The organism is Rhodoferax ferrireducens (assembly GCF_031458075.1).
Lineage (GTDB): Bacteria > Pseudomonadota > Gammaproteobacteria > Burkholderiales > Burkholderiaceae_C > Rhodoferax_B > Rhodoferax_B ferrireducens_A.
Window position 1 is genome coordinate 216,860 of record NZ_JAVDXT010000002.1, and the last position, 13,010, is coordinate 229,869.

The 13,010-nt window shown below is 63.4% G+C and carries 13 protein-coding genes; 2 read left to right on the forward strand and 11 right to left on the reverse strand.

Translation table 11 applies throughout. The features are described 5' to 3' along the window. Positions 1-11: 11 nt before the first annotated feature. The 5 genes from J2X19_RS10045 to hemA all read right to left on the reverse strand — a co-directional run bounded on the left by J2X19_RS10045 (position 12) and on the right by hemA (position 5,102). Positions 12-1,007, reverse strand: a complete 996-nt coding sequence (locus J2X19_RS10045; protein WP_116603968.1) for an AAA family ATPase — start codon at positions 1,005-1,007, stop codon at positions 12-14. Between the two features lie 148 nt (positions 1,008-1,155). Beyond that, the gene (gene grxD / locus J2X19_RS10050) at positions 1,156-1,482 is read right to left on the reverse strand and encodes a Grx4 family monothiol glutaredoxin (protein WP_116604272.1); all 327 of its coding nucleotides are present in this window, start codon (positions 1,480-1,482) and stop codon (positions 1,156-1,158) included. A gap of 167 nt (positions 1,483-1,649) precedes the next feature. Further along, a complete protein-coding gene (gene prmC / locus J2X19_RS10055) occupies positions 1,650-2,654 on the reverse strand; it encodes a peptide chain release factor N(5)-glutamine methyltransferase (protein WP_310373028.1) in 1,005 nt (334 codons plus the stop codon). Positions 2,655-2,668: 14 nt separating this feature from the next. Continuing rightward, complete coding sequence (prfA, locus tag J2X19_RS10060; RefSeq protein WP_310373029.1) at positions 2,669-3,751, reverse strand: peptide chain release factor 1; 1,083 nt, start codon at positions 3,749-3,751, stop codon at positions 2,669-2,671. Between the two features lie 82 nt (positions 3,752-3,833). Then, entirely contained in the window at positions 3,834-5,102 is a 1,269-nt protein-coding gene (gene hemA, locus J2X19_RS10065; protein ID WP_116603965.1) for a glutamyl-tRNA reductase, read from the reverse strand. 67 nt (positions 5,103-5,169) lie between these two features. On the opposite strand from hemA, the gene J2X19_RS10070 reads away from it, so the two are divergent. Then, the gene (locus tag J2X19_RS10070; protein WP_310373030.1) at positions 5,170-5,439 is read left to right on the forward strand and encodes a hypothetical protein; all 270 of its coding nucleotides are present in this window, start codon (positions 5,170-5,172) and stop codon (positions 5,437-5,439) included. Here J2X19_RS10070 and J2X19_RS10075 read toward each other — a convergent pair. From J2X19_RS10075 to ugpB, 6 genes are all read right to left on the reverse strand, one after another. Then, positions 5,436-6,281, reverse strand: a complete 846-nt coding sequence (locus J2X19_RS10075) for a GGDEF domain-containing protein (protein WP_310373031.1) — start codon at positions 6,279-6,281, stop codon at positions 5,436-5,438. The two genes, J2X19_RS10070 and J2X19_RS10075, sit on opposite strands and share 4 nt — an antisense overlap. A 42-nt stretch (positions 6,282-6,323) precedes the next feature. Then, positions 6,324-7,073, reverse strand: a complete 750-nt coding sequence (ugpQ, locus tag J2X19_RS10080; RefSeq protein ID WP_310373032.1) for a glycerophosphodiester phosphodiesterase — start codon at positions 7,071-7,073, stop codon at positions 6,324-6,326. A 76-nt stretch (positions 7,074-7,149) separates the two neighbouring features. After that, on the reverse strand, positions 7,150-8,178 hold the full coding sequence (locus tag J2X19_RS10085) for a sn-glycerol-3-phosphate import ATP-binding protein UgpC (RefSeq protein WP_116603961.1): 1,029 nt from the start codon (positions 8,176-8,178) through the stop codon (positions 7,150-7,152). A gap of 215 nt (positions 8,179-8,393) precedes the next feature. Then, entirely contained in the window at positions 8,394-9,245 is an 852-nt protein-coding gene (gene ugpE / locus J2X19_RS10090; RefSeq protein ID WP_116603960.1) for a sn-glycerol-3-phosphate ABC transporter permease UgpE, read from the reverse strand. A 12-nt stretch (positions 9,246-9,257) separates the two neighbouring features. Further along, complete coding sequence (ugpA, locus tag J2X19_RS10095; protein ID WP_092756668.1) at positions 9,258-10,139, reverse strand: sn-glycerol-3-phosphate ABC transporter permease UgpA; 882 nt, start codon at positions 10,137-10,139, stop codon at positions 9,258-9,260. Between the two features lie 20 nt (positions 10,140-10,159). Beyond that, complete coding sequence (ugpB, locus tag J2X19_RS10100) at positions 10,160-11,473, reverse strand: sn-glycerol-3-phosphate ABC transporter substrate-binding protein UgpB (RefSeq protein WP_310373033.1); 1,314 nt, start codon at positions 11,471-11,473, stop codon at positions 10,160-10,162. A 282-nt stretch (positions 11,474-11,755) separates the two neighbouring features. On the opposite strand from ugpB, the gene serA reads away from it, so the two are divergent. Next, entirely contained in the window at positions 11,756-12,985 is a 1,230-nt protein-coding gene (serA, locus tag J2X19_RS10105; RefSeq protein ID WP_310373034.1) for a phosphoglycerate dehydrogenase, read from the forward strand. Positions 12,986-13,010: the final 25 nt, after the last annotated feature.

The following is a 13,010-nucleotide window of genomic DNA, read 5'->3' on the forward strand; positions in this document are numbered from 1 at the left end:
ACGGCTCCCCGCTACTGGATAAAACCCATACGTCCCTTGTGCTGCGTGGCACGCGGAAGGTCGTCCACCCGTACGGTGTCGCGCCCGTCGAGCCGGGCATTGCCAAAGCCTGTCATCAGCGCCCGGCGCATTTCCCGAGGGGCAAGTTCCGACAAGGCATCCTGCAGGTCGTTGTGGGGATCCGGCGCAAAGCGTTCGCCCCAACCATGCTCGGCGCGGATGGAGGTATAGAGATTGCGGGCGATCTGCCTTGCTGCTTCTGGCGAGGGCGGTTCGATCTCAAACACATTCATGCGGTTCAGAATCGGCTCCGGGATACCCCGTGCGTCGTTGGCGGTGGTGATCCAGATCACCTGGCTTGCATCGATGGCCACCTCGGCGAATTCATCCATGAAGTTCTGCGCCGTGTCGTGCTCCAGCAGGCTGTAGAGCGCGCCCAGCGGGTCGTATTGCGCGTCGGCGCTGGCTTTGTCGATCTCGTCGACCACGATCACCGGGTTGGCGTATTCACCGTCCACCAGCGCCTCGAACACCTTGCCAGGTTTGGCGCCCTTCCATTGGGATGAGGAGCCCGACAGCAGCCAGCCTGCGGTCATCGAGCTCATGGGGACCAGGTTCATACCGGTGCCCAGCAGGTCGGCCAGCTTCTTGGCGAAATGGGTCTTGCCGATACCGGGCAGGCCGAGCAGCAGAATCGGCGTGACCTCCAGGCCGTCACGGCTGTCCTGGCTCAGGGCGACGTGGCGTTTCACGTCGTCCAGCACTTCGGTGAAATTGGGCAGGGTCTGGTACAGCGCCGACATCTCGGGGATGCCGGAGGGCTTGACCTGGAAGCGGTCGGGCCCGCGCTCCAGCATGCGCTCATAGGTGCTGCGCAGGTTTTCGTGTTCGCGGCTGGGGAGTTTGGCGAGCTTGCGCTCTACGTCGTGCGGCTGGAACACGCTGCGCACGTTGGCGACAGGCAATTGGAACGAGGATGCATGCGGTACAAGGCTGCGGGATTCCATCGATTTCTCCTGGTTGCTGGCACAGCTTCATTTCAGCATAAGCCGTGCCAGCGCACCATGGCGGGAGACGTGGAATAGTGCCGCTAAGCGGAGCTATTTGCGGGCTGTGGGCTGGCCGCCACAGCGCGGCGCACAAAAGCGTGCGGGCTCAGGTGGGCGTGGTGCCCAGTACCTGTTGCAACTCACCAGATTCGTACATGTCCATCATGATGTCCGAGCCACCGACGAACTCGCCCTTGACGTAGAGCTGCGGAATGGTGGGCCATTGGCTGTATTCCTTGATGCCCTGGCGGATTTCGTCGTCTTCCAGCACATTGACGGTTTTGATGGTCTTGGTGTCCACGCCGCAAGCCTTCAGCAGCTGGATCGCGCGGCCGGAGAAGCCGCACTGTGGGAAGCTGGCATTGCCCTTCATGAACAGCAGAACTTCGTTGGATTTGACCAGTGCATCGATGCGTTGTTGTGTGTCGCTCATCATGAGACTCCTTGGAAAGCAAACCCCCATTATTTCACCTCGGGTGCGGCGACGGGGCGTACGCCTGTGGGTGTCCCCGTTTTGACCAGGGATGCCCGATATCTTGGATTGCTACATATCTTGTAGCTGCTTGCGCATATTAAATAAGCGCTAGAGGCCTAAAACACTTATATTTTTTGCCCACCGCTGCAGCGCTCTATGCCGGCCAGATCCTGCCGCGACTGCACCTGGGTGTAGCCCGCCTGTTCCAGCAGGGCGCGCACCGCCGCAGCCTGGTCATAGCCATGCTCCAGCAGCAGCCAGCCCTTGGCTAGCAGCTGCGGGCTTGCTTGGGTGATGATCTGTCGGATGTCGTCCAGCCCATCGCAGCCAGCGGTCAAGGCGCTGCGTGGCTCGTGGGCCAACGCGGGCAGATGCGGGTCGGTGTCCGTGATGTAGGGCGGGTTGGACACGATCAGCTGGAAGCTGCCTTCCACCTGCGCCAGCCAGGAACTTTGGATGAATTGCACCGGCAGCGCCAGCCGCGCCGCATTGGCCTGCGCCACGGCCAGGGCATCGGCGCTCACGTCCACCGCCGTGACCCGTGCATCTGGCCGGGTTTTCTGGATCGCCAAGGCGATGGCGCCGCTGCCGGTGCCCAGGTCCAGCACCTGTGGCGCGGTCTGTCCAGTCAGTTGCTCCAGCGCCCAGTCGACCAGGGTTTCGGTGTCCGGCCGGGGCACCAGCACGCGTGCATCTACCTGCAAATCCATGCTGTAGAACTCGCGGTGGCCGGTGATGTAGGCCACGGGCTCGCCGGCCCGGCGGCGGGTGCAGGCGCTGCCAAAGGCCGCCGCCTGGGCGGGGCTCAGTGCGTCCTGGCTATGCGCCAGCAGCCAGGCGGCGTCCATAGGGTCTTTGCCCAGCGCGTGCAACAGCAGCATGCGCGCGTCCAGCTTGTCGATGCCGTGCTTTTGTGCGCCCAGCAGAGCGATCTGCAAGCTATTGGCGGCGTCACCATACACCGAGGCCGGCGGGCGTTTGGCGGTGCGCGCCGCTTTGCCCAGGCCCGGATGTTCGGGCCGGGGCGCCAGGCGCTTGGCGCTTTTCTCCTGGGCGTCTTTCAGCGACTTGCTGGAGACTTTGGCGTAGCCGCCGCTGGGCTTGGGGCCTTTATTGATGGAGCGTGCCATGGTGTCCTTGGGGTTTAAGTGCCGACTTCGAGTTCGGCCAGTTGTTCGGCTTCTTGTGCCACGCGCAGCGCGCCCAGCGGTTCGGCCAGGTCGCCTTCCATGATGAACAGCAGCTTGTACAGCGTGAGGTTGATACGGTGGTCGGTCCAGCGGCCCTGGGGGAAGTTGTAGGTGCGGATGCGGTCGCTACGGTCGCCGCTGCCGATCAGGCCTTTGCGTTCGGCGGCGTCTTTGGCGGCGCGCTCCGAGCGGTCTTTTTCGTGGATGCGGGCTGTCAGCACCTTCAGCGCTTGCGCCTTGTTGCTGTGCTGGCTGCGGCCGTCCTGGCACTCGGCCACGATGCCGGTGGGGATGTGGGTGATGCGTACTGCCGAGTCGGTCTTGTTGATGTGCTGGCCGCCGGCGCCGCTGGCGCGGTAGGTGTCGATGCGCAGGTCGGCCGGGTTGATCTTGATGGCTTCCTGCTCGTCCGGCTCGGCCAGCACCGCCACGGTGCAGGCGCTGGTGTGGATGCGGCCCTGGGTTTCGGTGGCCGGCACGCGCTGTACCCGGTGCCCGCCCGACTCGTATTTCAGCTGGCCGTAGACGCCGTCGCCTTCCAGGCGCAGCACCACTTCCTTGTAGCCGCCGAGTTCGCTCGGCGACTCGCTCATGATCTCGGTTTTCCAGCCCTGGCGCTCGGCGTAGCGGGTGTACATGCGCAGCAGGTCGGCGGCGAACAGCGCCGATTCATCGCCACCGGTGCCGGCGCGGATTTCCATGAAGGCATTGCGCGCGTCGTCCGGGTCCTTGGGTAGCAGCATGCGCTGCAGCTCGGCTTCCAGCCGGGTCAGCTCGGCCTGGGCCGAGGTGATTTCTTCCTCGGCCATCTCGGCCATTTCCGGGTCGGATTGCATCTCCAGCGCGGCGGCCAGGTCGGCCTCGCGCTGGGTGTAGCGGGCAAAGCGCGCCGCCACCTGTCCCACGTCAGTGTGTTCGCGCGACAGCAGCAAAAACTGCTTCATGTCGCCCATGATGTCCTCGCGGGACAGCAGAAAGTCGAGTTCGGCAAGGCGAAAGGCGTAGCGCTCAAGCTGTTGGCGGAGAAAGGGTTTCATAGCGGGTAATTCAAAAAGTGACAACCCCGAGGGTCGGGGCAATATTCCCCGTGCAACGGGGAGGGCGCAGACAGCAGCGTCGCTAACGCTCTTTGCGCAAAAACAGTTTGTGGATGGCCTGCACCGTGTGCTCGCGGCTGTGGGCATCGCCGGCGCGCAGCTCGGCCATGGCGCCGTGTAGCATCTTCTGCGTCAGGCCTTTGGACAGCATGTCCAGCACGGCCTCGATGTCGTCGCCCTTGGCCAGCAGGCGGCGCGCGCGGGCCAGTTCTGTGGCCCGCCATTCGTCGGCCTGGGCGTTCAGCTGCTGGATCAGCGGCACCACGCCATGCACCGGGTCGCGCTGGTCCATCCAGTGCAGAAAGCTTTGCACGCCGGCGTCGATGATGACCTCTGCCTGGGCTACCGCGGCCTGGCGGTTCGCCTGGCCGTTCTGCACCACATGGGCCAGGTCGTCCACGGTGTAGAGGTAGACGTCTTCCAGCGCCTTGACTTCGGGCTCGATGTCGCGCGGCACGGCCAGATCGACCATGAACATTGGGCGGTGTTTGCGGATCTTCAGCGCCCGCTCGACCGCGCCCAGCCCGATGATGGGCAGGGTGCTGGCGGTGCAGCTCACCACGGCGTCGAATTCGTGCAGCCGGCTGGGCAGGTCGGCCAGGCGCATGACTTCGCCGCCGAAGCGGGTGGCGAGCTTTTCGCCGCGCTCCAGCGTGCGGTTGGCGATGGCGATGGATTTGGGGTTCTTGGCCGCAAAGTGGGTAGCCGCCAGCTCGATCATCTCGCCAGCGCCGACAAACAGAATCCGCACCTTGCCCAAGTCTTCAAATAGCTGGCTGGCCAGGCGCACCGCGGCGGCGGCCATGCTGATGGAGTGCGCGCCGATCTCGGTCGAGGTGCGGACCTCTTTGGCCACGGCAAACGAGCGTTGGAATAGCTGGTTCAGGGTGGTGCCCAGGGCGCCGGCCTGTTCGGCCACGCGCACTGCGTCCTTCATCTGGCCCAGGATCTGCGGCTCGCCGAGCACCATGGAGTCCAGCCCGCTGGCGACGCGGAAGGCGTGGCGCGCCACGGGGCCGTCTTGCAAGGTGTAGGAGTGCGAACGCAGCAAGGCCGGCGATACGCCGCCACTGTGGGCCAGCCAATCGACGGTGCGGTCCAGCGCCTGCTGGCTGCCCGCACAATAGACTTCGGTGCGGTTGCAGGTGGAGATGATGGCGGCTTCCGGGCCCGACAGGGCCGAGCGCAAGCCCTGCAGGGTCGGGCCGATCTGGTCCAAGGCGAACGCAAACCGACCGCGCAAATCCAGAGGTGCGGTGGTGTGGTTAATGCCTAATGCCCAAACTGCCATCCCCCGATTATAAAATTTGTGTGAAGCAAAACCGCCCACCTGGTCCTAAAGACTGAAAATTGCCTCTATGGGACCTATAGATTTACTGATCCACTTGCTGAATTTCGCTGCGCCCGCGCTGACCGTGGCCGTGTTGACGGCGCTGGCCGCCCGCCTATTTATGAAAAAAAGACCTGCAGCACAGTCTTTGTATGCGCAGGCTGCTATTAATTTTGTAGTGTGCCTGGCGGTGTTGCTGGGCGGCCTCTGGTTTTTTGGCCACGACGGCAAGATGGCAACCTACGCAGCCTTGGTGCTGGCCTGTGCCTCCAGCCAGTGGTGGATGACGCGTAGCTAACCGACCAAGGCCGGCCCAGCGGCCAGCTTCGGGTGGCGTTGCGGTGCCAGCCAGACTTGGTTGCGGCCGGCCCGCTTGGCGTCGAACAAGGCCCGGTCGACGGCCTGCACCAGCAAGTCCAGCGTGGTCGGCTGGCCGGTGGTCGTAGCCGCCACCCCGATGCTGATGGTGACCCGCACCGCGTCGTCCGATGCATACAGCTGGGCCGAGTAGGCCACGCTTTCGCGCATGCGCTCGGCCAGCTGGTGGGCTTGCTCCAGCGGTGTGTTGGGCAGCAAAACCACAAATTCTTCGCCGCCCCAGCGGGCCAGCACATCGGTGGTGCGCAGCACTTTCTCGCAGCGCCGGGCCACCTCGACCAGCACCTGGTCGCCCATGTCGTGGCCGTGCAGGTCGTTGACGCGCTTGAAATGGTCGATGTCCAGGATCAGCAGGGCCAGTGGCAGCTGGTGGCGCTGGGCCAGGTCCAGTTCGCGCTGGGCAGTGTGCATGAAGTAGCGCCGGTTGCGCAGATTGGTCAGGCTGTCGGTCATCGCCAAGGTGTGGGCGGTATGTCGGGCCTGCTCCAGCGCCGACACCAGGGCGAAGATCAGGCTGCCGGGCAGCAGTGTCATCGGCAACGGCACCAGCAGCGAGATGTAGAAGGCCTCGCCCATTTCCGTGTAGCCGCTGAGACGCAGATAGGCCCAGGTAAAAGCCAGCGACAGCAGCGAGATACTGGCGCTGAACAGCAAGGTGGTGCGCCACACACCCAGCCGCACCACCGCCCGCGAACAGCGCTGCAGCAGCGGTGTCAGTACCGGGGCATCGCTTTGATGGCGGGGAGCGGAACGACTGGGCATGCGGGTCAGGCAAGCAAGAAGCGCGCAAGAAGAGAGTCGGTGTCAGGCGACGGGGCTGAACAGGTCGACGCGGTCGGTGATGAGGCCGTCGGTTTCCAGGTCTATCAGGCGCTGGACGGATTCGGCGTCGTTCACGGTGTAGCTCAGGGTGCGCATGCCGGCGGCCTTGGCCTGGCCGACGGTGTCGGCATTCCACAGTCGGTAGTTGCAGATGATGGCCACGCAGCCGAGTTGCTGGGCCGCGTCCAGCCAGCCGTCCCACAGCTCGTCGAGCAGCAGGCCGCGCGGCAAGGCTGGTTGGGCGGCCAGCGCGCCGTGCAGGGCATCGGTGCTGAAGGAGCTGAGCAGCGGCGGCACCGCCTGGCCGCGCCACAGGCGCGATGCGTGGTGGGCTACGGCCTCACCGGTCAGGCGCTCCAAGCCGGTGGTCGGCTTGATCTCGATGTTCAGAAAATGGCCGTTACGCAGGCAGAAGGCAGCGATGTTGTCCAGCGTGGGCAGGGTTTCGCCTGCGTAGCTGCGCGAATGCCAGCTGCCGGCGTCCAGCTGGGCCAGGGCGCCCCAGGCGTGGTCGCCGCCCAGGCCTGTGCCGGTGCTGGTGCGCTCCAAAGTGTCGTCGTGCAGCAAAAACGGCACGCCGTCGGCGCTGAGCTTGACGTCGCACTCGTACATGCGGTAGCCGTGCTGCGCGCCGAGGCGGAACGCGGCCAGGGTGTTTTCAGGGGCCAGTTTGCCCGCGCCGCGGTGGGCGATCCAGCGCGGGTAGGGCCAGTGGTGTGCGGTGACTTGCATGGGTTATGGATTTAAAAATGCAATGGATCAAACCCAAACTATAGCCACAGCGCGGGCCTGGCGCTGCCTAGGCGGCTTAGTTCAGGCGCTTGCCGGTATCGCCATCAAACCAGTGCAGCCGGTCTAGGCGCGGCGCGGCGTGGATGGTGCTGCCGATGGCCGGGGAGGGCGTGCTCTCATCCGTGCGGACGATCAGCAACTCGTCACCCAGGCGCGCATAGACCAGGCGCTCGGCGCCCAGCATTTCGGTGGTCTCTACCTGCAGCGCCCAGCTGCTGCCGTTCTGCGGGCTGAGCTGCAGGTGTTCGGGGCGGATGCCCAGGGTGGCGCCGGCCGGGCCGCCCAGGGCGGTGTTCGGCGCCTTGCGCAGCAGGTTCATCGGCGGGCTGCCCATGAAGCTGGCGACGAAGGTGCTGGCGGGCCGGGTGTAGACCTCTTCGGGCGTGCCGAATTGCTCCATCACGCCGCCGTTCATCACCACCATGCGCTGGGCCAGGGTCATGGCCTCGACCTGGTCGTGGGTGACGAACAGCGAGGTGATGCCGAGTTCGCGGTGCAGCTTCTGGATCTCCAGCCGGGTCTGGGCGCGCAGCTTGGCGTCCAGGTTGGACAGCGGTTCGTCGAACAAAAACACCTGCGGCTGGCGCACGATGGCCCGGCCCATGGCCACGCGCTGGCGCTGGCCGCCCGACAGTTCGCGCGGCTTGCGCGCCAGGTACTGGCCCAGCTCCAGGATCTTGGCGGCTTTGTCGACCCGGGTTTTGATCTCGTCCACCGGCACCTTGGCGATCTTCAGGCCGTAGGCCATGTTGTCGAACACCGTCATGTGCGGGTACAGCGCGTAGTTCTGGAACACCATGGCGATGTCGCGCTCGCTGGGTTCGAGGTCGTTGACCACGCGCCCGCCGATGCTGATGGTGCCGTCGCTGATTTCTTCCAGCCCGGCCACCATGCGCAGCAGTGTGGATTTGCCGCAGCCGGAGGGGCCGACGATGACGATGAATTCGCCGTCGGCAATCTCGGCGTTGACGCCGTGGATCACCTGGTTGGCGCTGGCGCCTTTGCCGTAGCGCTTGATGACGTTCTTGAGTGTGATGGCGGCCATAAACTGTGTTGCTACTTTTTTAATAGCTGCTGGCGCAGGTGGTACCTGCGCCAGAGCCCGATTTTCTATAAATTACCGGTGTCAATAAACCTCATGTGCAGTGCAAATCACCTTTTCCAGAAACACCGCAGAACTGGCTTTGCCAGGCTGCTGGTGTTGCCCCCTGCAAGGGGGGTAGCGAAAGATGCGAAGCACTGTAGCCTGGGGGTGAGCCACTATTTTTCGGTATCGACCAGACCCTTGACGAACCATTTCTGCATCAGCATGACCACCAGCGCGGGTGGCAGCATGGCGAGGATGGCGGTGGCCATCACCAGGTTCCATTCGGTTTGGCCGTCGCCGCCGGAGATCATGCGTTTGATGCCGATCACCACCGGGTACATGTCTTCGCTGGTGGTCACCAGCAGCGGCCACAGGTACTGGTTCCAGCCGTAGATGAACTGGATCACGAACAGCGCGGCCATGCTGGTGCGCGACAGCGGCAGCAGGATGTCCCAGAAGAAGCGCATCGGCCCGGCGCCGTCCATGCGCGCGGCTTCCACCAGTTCGTCCGGCACGCTCATGAAGAACTGGCGGAACAAAAAGGTGGCGGTGGCCGAGGCAATCAGCGGAATCGTCAGGCCGGCGTAGCTGTCCAGCATGCCCAGGTCGGCCACCACCTTGTAGGTCGGGCCGATGCGCACCTCGACCGGCAGCATCAGCGTAACGAAGATCGCCCAGAAGAAGAACTGCTTGAACGGAAAGCGGAAGTACACCAGCGCAAACGCCGACAGCAGCGAGATGGCGATCTTGCCGATGGCAATGGTCAGCGCCGTCACCAGGCTGACCACCATCATCCGGCCCACCGAAGCGCTGGAGCCGCCGCTGCCGGTGCCGCCCTTCAGCGCGGCCACGTAGTTGTCGACAAAGTGCGAGCCCGGCAGCATGGGGATGGGCATCTGCACCATCTCGCTCGCGGTGTGGGTGGAGGCGACGAAGGTGATGTAGACCGGGAAGGCCACGATGATCACGCCCAGAATCAGAATCACGTGGGCCAGCATGCCCGCAAAGGAACGGCGCTCAACCATAAATATCCGCCATCAGTAGTTCACTTTCTTTTCGACAAACTTGAATTGCACGACCGTGAGTGCCACCACGATCACCATCAGCACCACCGACTGCGCGGCCGAGCCGCCCAGGTCCATGGCCTTGAAGCCGTCGTAATACACCTTGTAGACCAGGATGGCGGTGTCCTTGCCAGGCCCGCCCTTGGTGGTCGCGTCGATGATGGCGAAGGTGTCAAAAAACGCGTAGACGATGTTGATCACCAGCAGGAAGAAGCTGGTCGGCGTCAGCAGCGGGAACTGGATGGTCCAGAAGCGCCGCCAGGGCCGGGCGCCGTCCATGGCAGCGGCTTCGATCAGCGACTTGGGGATCGACTGCAAGCCGGCCAGAAAGAACAAAAAGTTGTACGACAGCTGCTTCCACACCGCCGCCATCACCACCAGGGCCATGGCGTGGGTGCTGTTCAGCAAATGGTTCCAGTCCAGCCCCAGCAGGCCCAGCCAATAGGCCACGATGCCGATGCTGGGCGAGAACATGAACAGCCACAGCACACCGGCCACGGCCGGGGCTACCGCATACGGCCAGATCAGCAGGGTCTTGTAGAAACTGGCGCCCTTGATGACGCGGTCGGCAAACACCGCCAGCATCAGCGACAAGGCGATGCCCAGCACCGCCACCAGGATGGAGAACACCGCCGTGGTCTGGAAAGAAGCCAGGTAGCTGGCGTCGTTCCACAGATTGCGGAAGTTCTCCAGCCCGACCCAGTCGACCGAGGTGCCAAACGCGTCCGACTGTTGTAGCGACTGCAGCATGGCTTGGCCCGCAGGCCAGAAGAAGAACACCGTGATGACGATGACCTGCGGGGTGATCAGGACCCAGGGCAGCCAACCTGATTGAAAGACGACGCGTTTTTCCATAGTGACTAATGGGCTCCGGCTTAACCGCCCTTATTTGCTTTTTCGAAGCGTTCCAGCTGCTCGTTGCCGCGCAGCACGATGGCGTCCAGGGCTTCCTTGGCCGACTTCTTGCCGCCCCAGACTTGTTCCAGTTCTTCGTCCTCAATCGCACGCACCTGCAGGTAGTTGCCCAGGCGGATGCCGCGCGAGTTGGTGGTGGTCTTGCGGATCATCTGGTTGGGTGCCACGTCGGTACCGGGGTTCTCTTTATAGAAACCCGATTTGTCGGTCAGCGTGAAGGAGGCGGTGGTCACCGGCAGGTAGCCGGTGCGCTTGTGGCTGGCCGACTGCACTTCGGGGCGGGACAGATAGCTGAAGAACTTGGCGATGCCCTTGTATTCCTCAGGTTTCTTGCCGGCCAGCACCCACAGGCTGGCGCCGCCGATGACGGTGTTCTGCGGTGCGCCGGGCACGTCGGGGTAGTAGGGCAGAGGGGCCAGGCCGAAGCCGAACTTGGCGTTCTTCTTCACGTTGCCATAGAAGCCGCTGGAGGTGGTGATCATGGCGCACTCGCCCGACACAAAGCTGGCCTCGGGGATGTTTTGCCGGCCCTTGTAGACGAACAGGCCTTGCTTGGCCATATTGCCCAGGTTTTCGATGTGGCGTACGTGCAGCGGCGAGTTGATCTTCATGCGCGCGTCCATGCCGCCCAGGCCATTGGCCTTGGTGGCGAACTCGACGTTGTGCCAGGTGGAGAAGCTCTCCAACTGGGTCCAGCCTTGCCAGGCCAGGGTCAACGGGCATTTGTGGCCACTGGCTTTCAGCTTGGCGGCGGCCAGGGCGACTTCGGGCCAGGTGCCGGGGGCTTTTTCAGGGTCCAGACCGGCGGCCTTGAACGCGTCCTTGTTGTAATAGAACACGGTGGTCGAGCTGTTGAACGGGAAGCTCATCATCTGGCCATTGGCCGCCGTGTAGTAGCTGGCCACCGCAGGGATGTAGGCAGCGGGGTCGAACTTCTCGCCAGCGTCCTTCATCATCTGGCCGACCGGCATGATGGCTTTTTTGCTGGCCATCATGGTGGCGGTGCCTACTTCAAACACCTGCAGGATGTGCGGCGCATTGCCGGCGCGGAAGGCGGCAATCGCGGCGGTCATGGATTCGTCGTACTGGCCCTTGTAGGTCGGCACGATTTTGTAGTCTTTCTGGCTGGCGTTGAAGTCCTTGGCCAGGTCGTTGACCCATTCGCCATTGACGGAATTCATGGAGTGCCACCACTGGATCTCGGTCTGGGCCTGGGCAGAAAAGGCGGTGGCGGCGGCGATGGCGGCAGCCACTGCCAAGCGGTTGATTTGCATGGAAACTCCTGGGCGAACGGTTGACAAAGGGGCTGATGCTAGGTGCACGAAATGACAAAACAATGAAATTTTGTCGCTTAGCTGACAAGTCCACCAGCGGGAAAACCCGTTCGTATGGATGCGTTTTGATGCGTTTTGCCGCGTTTTCGGCGCGAATATGGAAGCCCATGCTGCGAGCAATGCCGTGCCTTGATAGCGCCGTTTGCTGCGTTGCAGCATGCTAGGATCGCCGTCCCTTGGGGGAGCTTGTTTCCCCTTTCCACCTCTGACGCCGGGCACCGCATGCGCAAGACTTCTCTGGACAAAAGCAAGATCAAGTTTCTCTTATTAGAGGGGGTGCACCCTTCCGCGCTGGAGGTGCTGCGCAGTGCTGGCTATTCCCAGATCGAGAGCTTGTCTGGTGCCTTGCCCGAAGAGCAGTTGAAGGAAAAGATTGCCGACGCGCATTTCATCGGCATCCGCTCACGCACCCAGCTCACCGCCGAGGTGTTTGCCCATGCCAGCAAGCTGGTTGCCGTGGGCTGCTTTTGCATTGGCACCAACCAGGTGGACCTGGACGCCGCCCGCGAGCGCGGCATTGCGGTGTTCAATGCGCCGTTTTCCAATACCCGCTCGGTGGCCGAGCTGGTGCTGGCCGAGGCGATCTTGCTGTTGCGCGGCATCCCCGAGAAAAGCGCGGTCGCGCACCGTGGCGGCTGGCTCAAGTCGGCCGAAAATTCGTTCGAGATCCGCGGCAAGACCCTGGGCATCGTCGGCTATGGCTCCATCGGCACCCAGCTGTCGGTGCTGGCCGAGGCCCTGGGCATGCAGGTCTGCTTTTATGACGTGGTGACCAAGCTGCCGCTGGGCAATGCGCGCCAGGTGGCGAATCTGCACGATCTGCTGGGCCAGAGCGACATCGTCACCCTGCACGTGCCTGAAACCGCCGCCACCCAGTGGATGATCGGCCCGGCCGAGATCGCGGCCATGAAGCAGGGCGGCATCCTGATCAACGCCGCGCGCGGCACAGTGGTGGATATCGAAGCCCTGGCCGCAGCGCTGAAGAGCAAGAAGCTGCTGGGCGCCGCCATCGACGTGTTCCCCGAAGAGCCCCGCAGCAACAAGGACGAGTTCCAGTCGCCGCTGCGCGGTCTGGACAACGTGATCCTGACCCCGCATGTCGGCGGCTCCACCATGGAGGCGCAGGCCAATATCGGCCTGGAAGTGGCGGAAAAGCTGGTCAAGTACAGCGACAACGGCACGTCCACCTCGTCGGTCAATTTCCCCGAAGTCGCTTTGTCCAGCCATTCGGGCAAGCACCGTTTGCTGCACATCCACCACAACGTGCCCGGCGTGCTGTCGGCGGTGAACCAGGTGTTTACCGACAACCGCATCAATATTGCCGCCCAGTTCCTGCAGACCAACGAGAAGATTGGTTATGTGGTGATCGATATAGACGCGGAGTCCAGTGATTTGGCCTTGGAAAAGCTGGCCCACGTGCCCGGCACCATCCGCAGCCGCGTGCTCTTCTAACCAGTCTGTCGCTTATCGACAACCC